Annotated in this window: 15 protein-coding genes; 2 read left to right on the top strand and 13 right to left on the bottom strand. The window is 61.1% G+C overall.

What is annotated here, in order from left to right; translation table 11 throughout:
- Nucleotide 1 precedes the first annotated feature (1 nt).
- The 4 genes from ACPW74_RS02965 to dinB all read right to left on the bottom strand — a co-directional run bounded on the left by ACPW74_RS02965 (nucleotide 2) and on the right by dinB (nucleotide 5,112).
- Nucleotides 2-637 (bottom strand): alpha/beta fold hydrolase, encoded by a 636-nt coding sequence (locus tag ACPW74_RS02965; protein ID WP_201890140.1) that lies wholly within the window; start codon nucleotides 635-637, stop codon nucleotides 2-4.
- A gap of 12 nt (nucleotides 638-649) precedes the next feature.
- A complete protein-coding gene (locus ACPW74_RS02960) occupies nucleotides 650-1,570 on the bottom strand; it encodes a transcriptional regulator GcvA (protein ID WP_029313926.1) in 921 nt (306 codons plus the stop codon).
- 286 nt (nucleotides 1,571-1,856) lie between these two features.
- Nucleotides 1,857-3,992 carry a methyl-accepting chemotaxis protein gene (locus tag ACPW74_RS02955; RefSeq protein ID WP_254231690.1) on the bottom strand — a complete coding sequence of 712 codons (2,136 nt, stop codon included), beginning with the start codon at nucleotides 3,990-3,992 and terminating at the stop codon, nucleotides 1,857-1,859.
- Nucleotides 3,993-4,059: 67 nt separating this feature from the next.
- Nucleotides 4,060-5,112: a DNA polymerase IV gene (dinB, locus tag ACPW74_RS02950; protein WP_119197399.1), complete on the bottom strand. Its 1,053-nt coding sequence runs from the start codon at nucleotides 5,110-5,112 to the stop codon at nucleotides 4,060-4,062.
- Between the two features lie 218 nt (nucleotides 5,113-5,330).
- On the opposite strand from dinB, the gene ACPW74_RS02945 reads away from it, so the two are divergent.
- Nucleotides 5,331-5,543, top strand: coding sequence for a hypothetical protein (locus ACPW74_RS02945; protein ID WP_039040708.1), 213 nt, complete (start codon nucleotides 5,331-5,333; stop codon nucleotides 5,541-5,543).
- A gap of 81 nt (nucleotides 5,544-5,624) precedes the next feature.
- Here the strand turns inward: ACPW74_RS02945 and nqrM are convergent, their stop codons facing one another.
- From nqrM to ACPW74_RS02900, 9 genes are all read right to left on the bottom strand, one after another.
- Entirely contained in the window at nucleotides 5,625-5,849 is a 225-nt protein-coding gene (gene nqrM, locus ACPW74_RS02940) for a (Na+)-NQR maturation NqrM (RefSeq protein ID WP_425858553.1), read from the bottom strand.
- 11 nt (nucleotides 5,850-5,860) lie between these two features.
- Nucleotides 5,861-6,898, bottom strand: coding sequence for an FAD:protein FMN transferase (locus tag ACPW74_RS02935; protein WP_425858552.1), 1,038 nt, complete (start codon nucleotides 6,896-6,898; stop codon nucleotides 5,861-5,863).
- Between the two features lie 3 nt (nucleotides 6,899-6,901).
- Nucleotides 6,902-8,125: an NADH:ubiquinone reductase (Na(+)-transporting) subunit F gene (gene nqrF, locus ACPW74_RS02930; RefSeq protein WP_042074778.1), complete on the bottom strand. Its 1,224-nt coding sequence runs from the start codon at nucleotides 8,123-8,125 to the stop codon at nucleotides 6,902-6,904.
- Nucleotides 8,126-8,142: 17 nt separating this feature from the next.
- Nucleotides 8,143-8,739 carry an NADH:ubiquinone reductase (Na(+)-transporting) subunit E gene (nqrE, locus tag ACPW74_RS02925; RefSeq protein ID WP_005303538.1) on the bottom strand — a complete coding sequence of 199 codons (597 nt, stop codon included), beginning with the start codon at nucleotides 8,737-8,739 and terminating at the stop codon, nucleotides 8,143-8,145.
- A gap of 3 nt (nucleotides 8,740-8,742) precedes the next feature.
- Entirely contained in the window at nucleotides 8,743-9,375 is a 633-nt protein-coding gene (locus tag ACPW74_RS02920) for an NADH:ubiquinone reductase (Na(+)-transporting) subunit D (RefSeq protein WP_005303545.1), read from the bottom strand.
- On the bottom strand, nucleotides 9,368-10,156 hold the full coding sequence (locus ACPW74_RS02915) for a Na(+)-translocating NADH-quinone reductase subunit C (protein WP_039040709.1): 789 nt from the start codon (nucleotides 10,154-10,156) through the stop codon (nucleotides 9,368-9,370). The genes ACPW74_RS02920 and ACPW74_RS02915 overlap by 8 nt, the downstream gene beginning before the upstream one ends.
- Nucleotides 10,146-11,375 carry an NADH:ubiquinone reductase (Na(+)-transporting) subunit B gene (locus tag ACPW74_RS02910; protein ID WP_010673367.1) on the bottom strand — a complete coding sequence of 410 codons (1,230 nt, stop codon included), beginning with the start codon at nucleotides 11,373-11,375 and terminating at the stop codon, nucleotides 10,146-10,148. The genes ACPW74_RS02915 and ACPW74_RS02910 overlap by 11 nt, the downstream gene beginning before the upstream one ends.
- A gap of 3 nt (nucleotides 11,376-11,378) precedes the next feature.
- Nucleotides 11,379-12,722 (bottom strand): Na(+)-translocating NADH-quinone reductase subunit A, encoded by a 1,344-nt coding sequence (locus tag ACPW74_RS02905; RefSeq protein ID WP_201890136.1) that lies wholly within the window; start codon nucleotides 12,720-12,722, stop codon nucleotides 11,379-11,381.
- Nucleotides 12,723-13,141: 419 nt separating this feature from the next.
- Nucleotides 13,142-13,450 (bottom strand): BolA family protein, encoded by a 309-nt coding sequence (locus ACPW74_RS02900; RefSeq protein WP_010673364.1) that lies wholly within the window; start codon nucleotides 13,448-13,450, stop codon nucleotides 13,142-13,144.
- 207 nt (nucleotides 13,451-13,657) lie between these two features.
- On the opposite strand from ACPW74_RS02900, the gene ACPW74_RS02895 reads away from it, so the two are divergent.
- The gene (locus ACPW74_RS02895; protein ID WP_052816330.1) at nucleotides 13,658-14,791 is read left to right on the top strand and encodes a methyltransferase; all 1,134 of its coding nucleotides are present in this window, start codon (nucleotides 13,658-13,660) and stop codon (nucleotides 14,789-14,791) included.
- The last annotated feature ends 21 nt before the right edge of the window (nucleotides 14,792-14,812 follow it).

Here is a 14,812-nt window from a genome sequence, read left to right as displayed (position 1 = left end):
GTCAGGAGCGGCCCACCGCCGCGATAAAACCCTTGATCCGCTCCGCGGCCAGTCGCAGGTTCTCCTGCTCGCTCATGCCGCTCGCCTTTCTCGGTTTGAAACCATGATCCCCGTCGGTCAGCCAGTGGACCGATACGGCGGGTGAGAAGGGGAAATCGGCCAGCTCGGCGCGGGAACCGAAGGTATCGCGCTCCCCCTGCAGCAGCAGCGTGGGCGTCGTGATCAGCTTGAGCACCTCGCCCCGCCATGCGTCGGGCTTGGCCGGGGGGTGGAAAGGATACCCGAGAACGATCAATCCTGCAGCATCCATCTCGTCGTCCCCCTCGCAAAACAGCTCGGCCGCCATCCTCCCCCCCATGGACTTGCCCGCCAGAAACAGCCGGGGATGGGCAAACTGACGCACCATCTCGCGCCAGTGGGCCAGCAGCACGGGTTGTCTGTCCGGCGGCCTGCGTTTGCCGTCCTGAGCCCGTTTGGTCATGTAGGGGAAGTTGAAGCGCACCACCTCGATCTCCGGCCCCGCCAGCAGTCGCGACAACTCGGCCAGGAAGCTGTGCTCCATGCCCGCCCCCGCGCCGTGGGCCAGCAGAATGCGAACGGGGGCGTCACTCGCCCCCTCTCTTGTCAGGTCAGTCACCAGGTCAACTCCTCAGGCATCGGCAAGGCGGGCACGCCTGCGGGCCTCTTCCTGCTCCACCAGTTCCAGCATCCAGTCACGGAAGGCCACTATCTTGCCCTGATCGGACTGCTGCTCCTGACACACCAGATAGAAAGCGTTCTTGCTCACCAGCACCTGCTCGAACGGGCAGATGAGACGACCCGCCTCGATCTCCGGCTGGGCCAGCACGCTGTGGCCGAGCGCCACCCCCTGACCGTGGATCGCCGCCTGGATCACCATGGTGGAGTGGCTGAAGATGGGCCCCTGATTGACATTGGGCGCGTCGATATCGAGCTGGCGGAACCAGGCCTTCCAGTCGCGCCGGGAGGTGTCGTGCAGCAGGGTGTGACGGGTCAGATCGTCCGGGGTGCGCAGGGGCTTGGGGCCGGTCAGCAGCAGGGGGGAGCAGACCGGGATCAGGTACTCGGTGTGCAGCTTGTCCGAGCGCAGCCCCGGCCAGTTGCCGCGGCCGTAGTAGATGGCCACGTCCACGTCGTCGGTGAGGGAGCCCTCGTCCATGTCCACCGCCTTGATCCGCACATCGATGTCCGGGTGGCGTTCGCTGAACTTGACCAGTCGGGGCACCAGCCACTGGATGGCGAAGCTCGGCTGCAGGGAGACGGTGAGCGCCCCCTTGGCGCTGCGGGCCAGCAGCTTGTCAGTCGCCTCGGAGATGGAGGCAAAGATGTCCTTGATATCGAGGAAGTAGCTCTGCCCCTCCTCGGTCAGTAGCAGGGAGCGATTCTTGCGGCGAAACAGCTTGATGCCGAGATACTCCTCCAGCGCCTTGATCTGGTGGCTGATGGCTGCCTGGGTCACGAACAGCTCTTCTGCTGCGCGGGTAAAGCTCAAGTGACGAGCCGCGGCTTCAAACGCTTTCAGTGCATTGAGCGGAGGTAAACGACGAGACATGGAATCGGCCGACGATGAATTTTTCTAATGGGGCGCATTATAAATTGTCGGTTGCGGGTCGACCAGTGAATAAACATAATTCGCCACGCAATTCGTTGTCATATGGCTCACACCTTCTCTTCCATGTTGGTTTACATGTGGTTTTTGTGAGTGAGTCGACAGTGATTGTGGTGTTGTGTTTCTTCCTCTGCGGGAAGAAGGGCTAAATCAGGTCGATTTAACCCAGTCTGTCATCTGAATGTGTTTGGCGCCTCCGGTTGGATGGCGCCTTTTTTCTTATCCTCCCCTACACCCGGAACTGGCCCACCAGTTGCTGCTGCTTGTCCGCCAGTTGCGACAGCTCGCGCCCGTTGTCGGCGGAGGTCGCCGCTTCCGCTCGAATGGTATGGCTCACATCGCGAATGTTGCTGACGTTGCGATTGATCTCGTCCGCCACTCCGCTCTGCTCCTGCGCGGCCCTCGCGATCTGCTCGTTCATCTGGTGGATGGTGCCGACAGCCTGGATGATCTGCTCCAGCACGCTGACCGACTGCTCCACCTTGGTGAGGGTCAGATCCGCCTGGTGATGACCGGTCAGGATCGCCTTCACCACCGCCTCCGTCCCTGACTGCAACTGGCCGATGAGGTTCTGGATCTCGACGATGGCGTTCTGGGTTCGGCCCGCCAGGTTGCGCACCTCGTCGGCGACCACCGCAAAACCGCGCCCCTGCTCACCGGCTCGGGCCGCCTCGATGGCCGCGTTCAGAGCCAGCAGGTTGGTCTGCTCGGCAATCCCCTGGATCACCACCAGGATGTCGTTGATGTTGTCGCTGTTGGCAGAGAGGTGCTCCACCACTGGTTTGGCATCGCTTATCACCGTCATCAGTCTGGACATGGCCTCCTGGGTCTGCGCCACCACGGACTTGCCCTCCTGGGCCGCCGTGTCGGCCTCATCGGCCGCCGCCACCGCCGCATTGGCATTGCCAGCGACCTGCAGGGCGGTAGCGCTCAACTCTTCAAACGCGGTCGCCACCAGATCCACCTCCTGATACTGGGACTGCATGCCGGCGCTGGTACGGGCTGCCCCTTGCGCCGCCAGGGCCGCACTGGCCCGAGTGCCCGCAACGGTGTCGATCACCTCGCTGATGGTGGACTGCAGCTTGTCCAGAAACTTGTTGAACCACTTGGCCAGCTCGCCTATCTCGTCATCCCTGCGCAGATCGATGCGCTGGGTGAGATCCCCCTCCCCGCTGGCGATGTCCTTGAGGCGTGCCACCACGGCGCGGATGGGCGCCACGATGCGCTGGGCCATCAGCCAGATGCAGAGCAGGGCGAGCGCCGAAATCCCGCCACCTATGGTGAGCTGGGTGGCCACGCTGCGCTGGGCCTGATCCTCAAGCTCCCCTTGCAGTTGCAGGGCCGAGGCGAGCACCACGGCGCGGGGCAGCTCGATATAGGTGCCCCACTTGCGATCCGTACCGCGCATGCTGACCGGCACGAAGGTCTGCAACAGTGCGCCATCCGGGCTCCAGCGCGTCACCACATCTCCCTTGGTCAGCCACCCCTTGAGATCCTGCGCCAGCCCTTGCTGCTCCAGCAGATTGCCAAGGGCGACCGGGAACCCTTCCACGCCGGCCACCCGCCCTTCACTGCTGAGCAGAAGCACCTTGCCCTGCCCCTTGTAGAGGGTCCGGCCCATCTCTTCCACCAGGCTCTGCAGGGTCCCCAGGGAGATGTCGACCCCCACCATGCCAAGCAGGGAGCCCTGGTCCAGCAGCGGCACGGTTACCGAGGTCATCAACACCTGCTGGGTCCCCACCTCGTCCACATAGGGTTCGAGCAGACAGAGCGCCTTGCTGCGGATGCTGCAACTGTACCAGTCGTTCTCAAGGCCGCCGTGTCCGGAGGGCTTGTCGTTGGCCAGTATCGCCTCGTCCATCACCTCCAGGGTCACCTTGCCATCGACCCTGGCCCAATAGCTGGAAAAACGCCCCTTGTCGTTGGCGCCGAGCGCCGTCGACCCCTGATAGTTGTCATCCTCCCCGTCGAGCTGGTTGGGTTCGAATACCGCATAGACACCGAGCAGGTTCGCTGACGACTCCGCCGCATCCTGCAACTGCTGGTTGACGGCATTGCGCAGCGCCTCGGAGTGAACGAAGTTGTCGGCCGCGTTCTTGCGCTGGAACAAGATACCCTCGGCAAGCAGGGTCGCCCTGAAGTAAGCCTCGTCAAGGTAGCTGGTCACCCGGGCTGCCTGGGTCGCTCCCATGGCCTGCATCCAGTTTTCTGCCGCGTGCTGCCCCTCCAGGGTGGTGGAGGTGAGCACCTGCTCCTGCATGCGGGCCGCGTTGAAAAGAGAAGAAGCCACCAGCGCGACGGCACTGGCCAGCAGACAGCAACCGGCGATCAGGGTGATCCGTCCCTGAACAGAAAGAGAACTCATGCCACTATTTCCTAGCGTCTACAGATGTGAACACTATATCGGTTTTGGATACAAAAACTTAACTAAATCAGCAGAAATCCAGGCTTAATTGATTGATTTCACCCGCTCCGGGCAAACCAACGACCAGACCGAGCAGGCGAATGGGCTTTCCTTGAGCCCGTTGCAGTCCCTCGTGCAGCAGATCGTGGAAGCGGGCCGCCTGATAACTCCCCTTGCGATAAACGGTGGTCTGGTGAAAATCGGCAAACTTCAGCTTGATCCCCTGCCCCATCAGCATCTCCGCAGGGCAGGCCTTGGCAAAACGCTGCTCCAGCTCGGGAATGAGCCGGCTAAGCACCTGCCAGCAGGCGTCCTCGTCCAGCACGTCGCTGGCGAGCGTCGTCTCCACACCGATGCTCTTGCGCACCCGCCTGGCCTGCACCGGCTGATCGTCATGCCCCCAGATGCGGCCGGCCAGCATCTCCCCGAGCTTGCCGAAACGGGCGATCAGCTCCTCGTTGCCGAGCTGGCGGGCATCTTCGCACGAATACAGCCCGAGGGACTCCAGCCGCTCTGCCGTCTTGCGGCCGATGCCGGGCAACTTGCCAAGAGGGAGCTGACGCACGAACTCGTCCACCTCCTGGGGGCGGATGACGAACAGGCCGTCAGGCTTGCGCTGCTCCGAGGCGAGCTTGGCCAGAAACTTGTTCGGCGCCACACCGGCCGAGGCAGTCAACCCAAGCTCGGCGCTGATGGCGGCGCGGATCTCCGCCGCCATCATGGTGGCGCTGCCACCGCAGCGGGGACTCTGGGTCACGTCGAGATAGGCTTCATCGAGGGAGAGCGGCTCCACCTGCTCGGTGTAGCGCAGGAAGATGGCGCGCAACTGGCGCGAAGTTTCTTTGTAGACGGCCATCCGCCCGGGGATCAGCACCAATGGCGGACAAAGCTTTCTGGCCAGGGCGCTCGGCATGGCGGAGCGCACCCCGAAGCGGCGCGCCACGTAGTTGCAGGTGGAGATGACCCCGCGTCGGTCGGCGGCGCCACCAATGGCGAGCGGCACCTCCCTGAGGGCCGGGTTGTCCCGCATCTCCACCGCGGCGAAGAAGCAGTCCATGTCGATGTGAATGATCTTGCGCATGGCCGTGTCTGTTGCTGTGTCGACAGCCTCCCGAACAGATCATAGGGATAGACCCTGGGCATCCGGCGAGGAGACATGTCGAACGCCAAAAATACTGTATGGATAACCAGTTGGACGTTCCATGCTACCCCAAGCCTGTCATTTCTACCAGTCTGCGCGCGGGCGCGGCGGCATAGACTCTCAAGGCCACATCCACACGAGACTCAAGGAGGAGAAGCATGAGCATCATCCGGGCGGGGCTCTGCCTGCTGCTGTTGCCGCTAGCGACCATGGCCAAGGATCACCCGACAGCCGAATGCAGCTGGCTGTACAAGCGCATCGAGATACTGGAAACCGCCATCAGGCAGGGAGATGAACTGGGCACCAGGGAAGAGCTGGCAAAGCGAAAGAAAGAGTTCAAGGCAAAGGCATGCAGCCAATATGACTACTGACCCCATGCCACATATAAAAACGAGCCGACCCAGGGGTCGGCTCGTTTCGTTGCAAGGCTGCCTTCAGAGCGATATCCACCGTTAGATGATGCGGTTGTCCACCAGCATCTTGCGACGGGCCTCTTCTTTGGCCATCTTCTTCTTGCGGTTGTCACAAGGCTCGGGGCAGTCGCACTCCTTCTCGATTCCGATGGAACCCAGGCCGCCACAGGAACCGGAGATGCTCTTCTTCTGGAAGATGTAGCCGATGGCCATGGCCACCACCACCGCCAGAAACACCCCGAAGGTGATCAGAAAAATCTGCATGTCGTTACCCCTTACTTCTTGACCAAATAGGGTTTGAAGGCATCCGAGTAGGTCTCCTCGAAGCCGTCGTCCGTCTTGGTGATCACGAAGATCGCCAGGCCCCGCTCCTTGGCATAGGCCAGGCTCTTCTCTGGTCCCATGACGGTCAGCGCCGTGGCCAACCCGTCTGCAGTCATGCAGGAGGGGTGGATGACGGTCACCGACACCAGGCGGTGCTGGATGGGCTTGCCCGTCAGCGGATCCATGGTGTGGGAGAAGCGCTTGCCGTCCAGCTCGTAATAGTTGCGGTACTCGCCCGAGGTGGCCACCCCGTTGTCACCGGGCAGGATCACCTCCTGTACTGAACCGGCATTGACGGTCGGCTTCTCGATGGCGACACGCCAGGGATGCCCCTTGCCGTTGACACCGTTGATGCGCAGCTCGCCGCCGATCTCCACCAGATAGTTGCGCGCCCCCTGGGACTCCAGGTACTCGGCCACCTTGTCCACGCCAAACCCCTTGGCAATGGCGGAGAGATCCACGTAGAGGTCCGGGATGTCCTTTTGCAGGGTATCGGCATCGGCAGAGGTTATCACATGCAGATTGCCAAGGCCCGTCTTCTGCCGGGTCTGGGCGATCAGCTCGTCGGACGGCACCTTGGTCGGTCTGGCATCCGGCCCAAAGCCCCACAGATTGACCAGAGGCCCGACGGTGACGTCCAGCGCCCCGCGGCTCTCGCGGCCAATGTGAATGGCCTCGGTCACCACCCGCGCGGTATCGCGGGAAACCACCACAGGGGTATTGCTCTTGTGCTGGTTGAAGCGTGACAGCTCGGAATCCGGGCGATAGGTCGACATCTGATCGTTGACCCGCTCCAGCAGGACGTCGACCTCCGCCTGCAACTTGGCCCCATCCTTGACGGCGTCATCCGCCACCTTGATGGAGTAGTAGGTCCCCATGGTGCTGCCGGTGATGTGGATCTCCGGCTTGGATTGGACCGTTTCCTGACCGCACCCCGTCAAGAAAAAGGCTAGCCCGAAGGCTAGCCAGGTCTTTACAACGCTGTGCATGGATCAACCACCGAAGTCATCCAGCAGGATGTTTTCGTCTTCAACGCCGAGATTTTTCAGCATGTTGATGACGGCCGCGTTCATCACGGGAGGCCCGCACATGTAGAACTCGCAATCTTCCGGCGCCTCGTGGTTCTTGAGGTAGTTCTCATAGAGCACGTTGTGGATGAAGCCGGTATAGCCGTCCCAGTTGTCTTCCGGTTGCGGATCCGACAGGGCGACGTGCCACTGGAAGTTGTCGTTCTCGGCCGCCAGCATGTCGAAGTCCTCGACATAGAACATCTCGCGCTTGGAACGGGCACCATACCAGAAGCTCATCTTGCGCTTGGTCTTCAGACGGCGCAGCTGGTCGAAGATGTGGGAGCGCATCGGCGCCATGCCCGCACCACCGCCGATGAACACCATCTCGGCATCGGTGTCCTTGGCGAAGAACTCGCCGAACGGACCGGAGATGGTCACCTTGTCCCCCGCCTTCAGGCTGAAGATGTAGGAGGACATCTGGCCGGGAGGAGCGGTCCAGTTGCTGGGCGGCGGGGTCGCGATCCGCACGTTCAGCATGATGATGCCGAACTCTTCCGGATAGTTCGCCATGGAGTAGGCACGGATGATCGGCTCGTTGACCTTGGACTCCAGCTCGAAGATCTTGAAGCGATCCCAGTCGCCGCGATACTCCTCGGGAATGTCGAAGTTCTTGTACTGCACGTGGTGGGCAGGGGCTTCGATCTGGATATAACCACCGGCGCGGAACGGCACGCTCTCCCCATCGGGGATCTGCAGCTTGAGCTCCTTGATGAAGGTGGCCTTGTTGTCATTGGAGATGACGGTACAGTCCCACTTCTTCACGCCGAAGATCTCTTCCGGCAGCTCGATGTCCATGTCGGAGCGCACGGTGACCTGGCAGGCCAGACGCTCGCCGTGACGGGCTTCGCCCTTGCTGATGTGATCCAGCTCGGTCGGCAGGATATCGCCGCCGCCGGACTTCACCCGCACCTTGCACTGACCACAGGAGCCGCCGCCGCCGCAGGCGGAGGAGACGAAGATACCGCTGCCGGCCAGCACGCCGAGCAGCTTGCCACCCGCCGGGCTGGTCACAGCCTTGGCCGGGTCGCCGTTGATGCTGATTGTCACGTCACCGGCGGTCACCAGCTTGGACTTGGCGAACAGAATGACTGCCACCAAGGCCAGCAGGATCACGGTGAACATGACCACACCCAAAATAATTTCCATCTATATTTCCTTTCCGATTACAGGGAAATACCAGAGAAGGACATGAAGCCCAGCGCCATCAGACCCGCGGTGATGAAGGTGATGCCGAGGCCGCGCAGGCCTTCCGGAACATCGGAATACTTCATCTTCTCGCGGATCCCCGCCATCGCGACGATGGCCAGCATCCAGCCTGCACCCGACCCCACGCCATAGACTACGGACTCCACGAAGTTGTAGTCACGCTGCACCATGAAGGAGACGCCGCCGAAGATGGCGCAGTTCACGGTGATGAGCGGCAGGAAGATACCGAGGGCGTTGTAGAGGGCCGGGAAATACTTGTCCAGCGCCATCTCCAGGATCTGCACCAGGGCCGCGATCACCCCGATGAAGGTGATGAAGCTCAGGAAGCTCAGATCCAGACCGGATACCAGGGCACCGTCTTTGAGCACGTAGTTGTAGATCAGGTTGTTGGCCGGGACGGCCACGGTCTGAACCACGATAACGGCAATCCCCAGACCCATGGCGGTCTTGACCTTCTTGGACACCGCCAGGAAGGTACACATCCCCAGGAAGAAGGAGAGCGCCAGGTTCTCGATGAAGATCGAGCGAATCAACAGACTGATATAGTGTTCCATACCTTAATCCTTCGCCTCCACCTGCTTGGGATCCTTGGTGCGCACGCCCCAGATGATCAGACCAATGATGAAGAACGCACTCGGCGGCAGCAGCAGCAGGCCGTTGGGCACATACCAGCCACCATTGTTCACCAGCGGCAGCAGTTCGATGCCGAACCAGGTGCCGGAACCCAGGATCTCGCGCACGGTGGCCACGGTCAGCAGCACGGCGCCATAACCCAGACCGTTGCCGATACCGTCCAGGAAGGAGGGCAGCGGGGCACTCTTCATGGCGTAGGCTTCGGCACGACCCATCACGATACAGTTGGTGATGATGAGGCCGACGAACACCGACAGTTGCTTGGAGATGTCATAGGCATACGCCTTGAGCACCTGGTCAACCACGATAACCAGCGAGGCAATCACCGCCATCTGGGCGATGATCCGCACGCTGTTCGGGATCTGGTTGCGGATCAGAGAGATGAACAGGTTGGAGAAGGCGGTGACCGCGGTAACGGCCAGCGTCATCACGAACGCCGTCTTCATCTGGCTGGTAACGGCCAGCGCGGAACAGACACCCAGCACCTGCAGTGCGATGGGGTTGTTGCCGAGCACAGGCGTCAACAGCAACTTTTTCATTTCGCTCTTGTCAGCCATTGTTGATTTCTCCTGCACGTACCTTGGCCAGGAAGGGACCGAAGCCCTTGGGGCCCATCCAGAAGTCGAAGGTGTGCTGTACACCATTACCGGTCAGGGTTGCACCAGACAGGCCGTCGATTTCATGCTCGGAACCAGCCGGAGCATGGCCCTTGATCACCCGCAGCGCAGGCTGACCGTTCTGGTCGAACAGCTTCTTGCCGACGAACAGCTCGCGCCAGGCCGGGTTCTCGATCTCGCCACCCAGACCCGGGGTTTCACCATGGTCATAGTAGGTGATGCCCTTGATGGTCTGACCGTCGGCCGCGACCGCTACGAAGGCATACATGGTGGACCACAGACCCTGGCCGTAGATCGGCAGGATGATGTTGTCGACCTTGCCTTCGGCATCTTTCGCGAAGAACACGGGAACCAGCTTGGAGATCTGACGCAGGCCGGCCTTGTCGTCGGCCGGGGCCAGACGGATGCTCTTGGCCGGATCCTTGGCGGCGACCTTGGTGTCGAAGTTGTCGGCGTCGCCGTCAACGAACTCACCAGTGGTCAGATCCACCAGACGCGCTTCAATCTTGTCGCCATAGAGCTGGGCCAGGTCACGCTTGGCCACGGCGCTGATGTCGACGCCGGCGACGGACAGGATGTTGCTTTGCTTGTCCAGCGCCTTGTTTTCCAGCTGGGCCGGACGCAGACCCACGGCGGCCACGGAGACCACGATGGAGCAAACCAGACACAGACCGGTCACTACGGCGAGGGTGCCGGTAGTAGAGTCTTTATTAAACGCCACGTGCGATCCTCCGCTTGATGTTCGCCTGTGCCACGAAATGGTCAAACAAGGGGGCAAACAGGTTGGCGAACAGAATGGCCAGCATCATGCCTTCCGGGAATGCGGGGTTCACTACCCGGATCAGCACCACCATCACGCCGATCAGGGCGCCATACCACCACTTGCCCTTGTTGGTGAAGGCAGCGGAGACGGGGTCGGTCGCCATGAAGGCCATGCCGAACGCGAAGCCACCCAGCACCAGGTGCCAGTGCCACGGCATGCTGAACATGGGGTTGGTATCGGAACCGATGACGTTGAACAGCAGGGAGGTCGCAACCATGCCGACCATGACGCCGGCGATGATGCGCCAGGAGGCGATGCGCATGTAGACGATCATGGCCGCGCCGATGAGGATCATCAGGGTGGAAACTTCACCGATGGAACCGGGCAGGTTGCCAAGGAAGGCGTCCATCCAGCTGATGGCTTCACCGGTGGCACCGTTGATCAGCGCCATCTGGCCGCCCTGGGCCCACTGGCTCAGTGCGGTTGCGCCGGAGAAGCCGTCAACGGCAACCCAGACCGCATCACCGGAGATTTGACCCGGGTAGGCGAAGAACAGGAAGGCACGACCCGCCAGCGCCGGGTTCAGGAAGTTTTTGCCGGTACCACCGAACACTTCCTTGGCCAGCACCACACCGAAGGTGATACCCAGGGCAGCTTGCCACAGGGGCAGCTCGGGCGGCACGATCAGGGCGAACAGGATGGAGGTCACGAAGAAGCCTTCGTTGATCTCGTGCTTGCGCACCATGGCGAACAGCACTTCCCAGAAACCACCGACGATGAAGACGGTGATGTAGATCGGGAAGAAGTGCGCCGCACCGATCAGCATCTTGCTGCCGATGCCGGCGACGGCCGGATCCAGCGAGGCACCGAACAGGGTGGCCAGGGCGTATTGCCAGGAATCGGCACCGGCCGCGCTGCCCATGTGGGCGATGGCGGCGATGGACTGGTTGCCGACGTTGTACATGCCCCAGAACATGGCCGGGAACACAGCCAGCCACACCATGATCATCATGCGCTTCAGATCGATCGCATCACGGACATGGGCGGCATTGCGGGTCACGGAACCCGGGGTATAAAACAGGGTGTACGCCGCTTCGAACAGGGCATAGTACTTAGCGTACTTGCCACCCGGCTCGAAGTGATGTTCCATATTTTCAAGAAGTTGCTTGAAACTCATCGCTTAACCTTCCAGTTCGATCTTGGTCAGGCACTCACGCAAGACGGGGCCGTACTCTGTCTTGCCGGGGCAGACGAAGGTACAGAGCGCCAAATCTTCCTCATCCAGCTCCAGGCAGCCGAGCGCCTGCGCGCTGTCGGTGTCACCGGAGATCAGATCCCGCAGCAGCAGGGTCGGCAGGATGTCGAGCGGCATCACACGCTCATAGTTGCCGATAGGCACCATGGAGCGATCACTACCGTTGGTGGTGGTAGTGAAGTTGATGAGTTTGCCCTTCATCAGGTGAGAGAGGGTGGTACGGGTGATGGAGAACTTGTTGGCACTGGGTTTGACCCAGCCCATGAACTCTTTCTCACGGCCTTCGCCCAGCACGCTCACCTGGTTGTGGAAGCGACCCAGGTAGTCATGGACCCCTTCGGCCTTGGCACCGCTCAGCAGGGAACCGGAGATGATGCGATTTTCGTCCGCACGCAGCTCGTTGTTGGTCAGCTGGCTAAGGCTGGCGCCCAGGCGGGTACGCAGCAGACGCGGCTTGATGACGTTCGGGCCAGCCAGGGCGATCACCTTGTCGGTGAAGATCTGGCCGGTGGTGAACAGCTTGCCGTAAGCGATCACGTCCTGATAGTTGATGTGCCACTGCACCTTGTTGGCACCGACCGGATCCAGGAAGTGGATGTGGGTGCCCGGCAGACCGGCGGGATGCGGACCGACGAACACGGCTTCCTTGACCTGGGCCAAGGAGGAGTGCGGCAGGCTGGCTTCGCCCTTGCAGACGTGGACGGTACCATCGGTCAGGCGGGTCAGCACGGCCAGACCGTCGAGGAAGGCCTGGGCCTGTTCCTTGATGATCAGCTCCGCACTGGCGGCCAGCGGGTTGGTGTCCATGGCGGTGACGAAGATGGCGCGCGGGGTGGAGCCCACGGCCGGCACCTTGCTGAACGGGCGGGTACGCAGCGCGGTCCATTGGCCTGATGCGACCAGGATCTCCTGCACCTTGCTGCGCTCGAGCTGTGCCAGCTCGGCGGAGGCAAAATGCTCAAAAGTCACCTGCTCGTCGGACCCATCGATGTCGATGACGACGGACTGGAGAACACGCTTGGCACCACGGTTGATCTCAGAAACCACACCGGTGGCAGGGGCCGTGAATTTAACGCCGGGATTCTTCTTATCTTCGAAGAGCTCCTGACCTTTAATGACGCGATCACCTACTTTGACAAACATAGTAGGACGCATCCCCACGAACTCTTCGCCGAGTGTAGCAACACGGGTGATGGCCGGGCCATCGTAGATTACTTGCTCCGGAGCACCCAGCACGGGGATGTCCAGTCCTCTTTTAATTGTAATCATACTCACTTGCACTACCGTTAAGGGAAGACAGGTTGGTTAGCGCCGAGAAATACATCACGACGAGTTGTTGAATGAGCCCGTCAACATCGCGGAAAGCTGTCGAAGAAATAAACAAATCAGCAACATACAGGATCATTCAAAAGCGCCTGAGTTTACCACCTTAGGCGAGTTAGCCGCCACGCCAAATGGGGAAAATCCCCGCCCTATCACAAAATTAACCTTCACTGAATATTTCGCGCACGTCCTTGCAAACCGTGGTTTTAAAGGACTTTTCGCAAAACCAACCATATAGAGGTATTTTTCAGGCGTAAGGAAAAGGATTAGAAAAAATAATGTTACACCCCTCATCCCTGGCGGCACACCATTCGTGATAGCGCTGTTAATGGCCCGAGGAAGGCGCCATCAGAAGGTCCAACGGCTCACGCAAAGGGGGATTTGCTGACGCAACCCGGCGTCTTTGGCGCCTGCTCCCTGGCCTGCCACTCGGATTCGGTATAGGTATGCAGCGCCAATGCATGAATGGCTCCCGCCAGCTCGTCGGCCAGCACCCCGTTCACCTGACGATGGCGACCCAGCAAACGCTGTCCCTCAAACGCCTGGCTCACCACGACTACCTTGAAGTGGCTTTCGGAGCCCGGTGCCACCCTGTGCATGTAGCTCTCATTGATCACTTCCAGGTGGCTCGGGGAGAGCGCGGCGGCCAGCTTGGCCTCTATCTGTTGTTGCATGCTCACGGTAAGGACTCCTCGTTGAATATCCGGCCATTGTAGCCAGGGTTGTGCGCCCGATGCATCAGGTACGAAGGATCCGCTCGCTCTCGCCGCACCGGACTGGTGAATTTCTCCGCCGCCGCTAGAATAGCGCCACTTTCACCGCTGCCGGGCAACACGGGGCAGACGGTCGCCATTCATCAATCACACGTTGGACTCTTGCCTATGCAAACCCTGCTCGACACGGCCCACTGCCGCCTGACCCTGTATCGTTACCCACGGCAGAGCCAGGACCCCCTGCAGGCCTGGGATGCGGCGGACGAGTACCTGATAAGCCACCTTGCCGAATCGCAGCAGGCACCTGACGGCCCCGTCATCATCATGAACGACGGCTTCGGTGCCCTGGCAGGCTACCTGCATGCCCACGCCCCCGTCTGCGTGACCGACTCCCACATCAGCGAGCGGGCCACCCTGGCCAACCTGGCGGAAAACGGGCTGGATCCCCACTCCATCACCCTGCAGGATGCCCTGGCCCCCCTGCCCGATGCCCCCGCCCTGGTGGTGATCAAGGTCTCCAAGTATCAGGCGCTGCTGGAGCAGCAACTGCTTGCCCTGCGCGGGGTCGTGACCCCTGCGACCCGCATCATTGCTGCCGGCAAGGCCAAGGACATCCACACCTCCACCCTCAAGCTGTTCGAAAAGTATCTGGGGGAGACCCGCACCTCGCTCGCCTGGAAGAAGGCGCGCCTCATTCATTGCACCCCGGCCGCCGAGCGCCCGTCCCTGACCAGTCCCTTCCCGACCGTCTGGCCGCTGGAAGGCACCGACATGCTCATCCACAACCATGCCAACGTGTTCTCGCGCACCAGCCTGGATATCGGCGCCCGCTTCATGCTGGACAACCTGCCCATCCACAGTGCCCGCAGGGTGATCGATCTGGGCTGTGGCAACGGCGTGCTCGGGCTCTCCCTGCTCGCGCGGGACAGCGAGGTGGAGGTGACCTTCATCGACGAATCCCGGATGGCGGTGGCGTCCGCACGGCTCAACGTCGAGCACAACCTGCCCGATGCCCTGCCCCGTGCCCACTTCATGGTCAACAACTGTCTCGATGACGTTCCCGTCGGGGCAGCGGACAGGATCCTCTGCAATCCCCCCTTCCATCAGTTGCAGGCGATCACCGATCACATCGCCTGGCAGATGTTCAGCGACGCCCACCGGGTGTTGCCTCAGGGGGGCGAACTCTGGATAGTAGGCAACCGTCATCTGGACTATCACAACAAACTCAAGCGCCTGTTTGGCAACGCACAAGTCGTTGCGTCGAACAGCAAATTCGTTATTTTGAAAGCCATCAAACGCTAAAGATAAAGCTAAAGGAAACCC

This window comes from Aeromonas sp. INTO2, from assembly GCF_049860605.1.
GTDB classification, from domain to species: domain Bacteria; phylum Pseudomonadota; class Gammaproteobacteria; order Enterobacterales; family Aeromonadaceae; genus Aeromonas; species Aeromonas caviae.
This window is presented reverse-complemented; position numbering and strand designations above follow the sequence as displayed.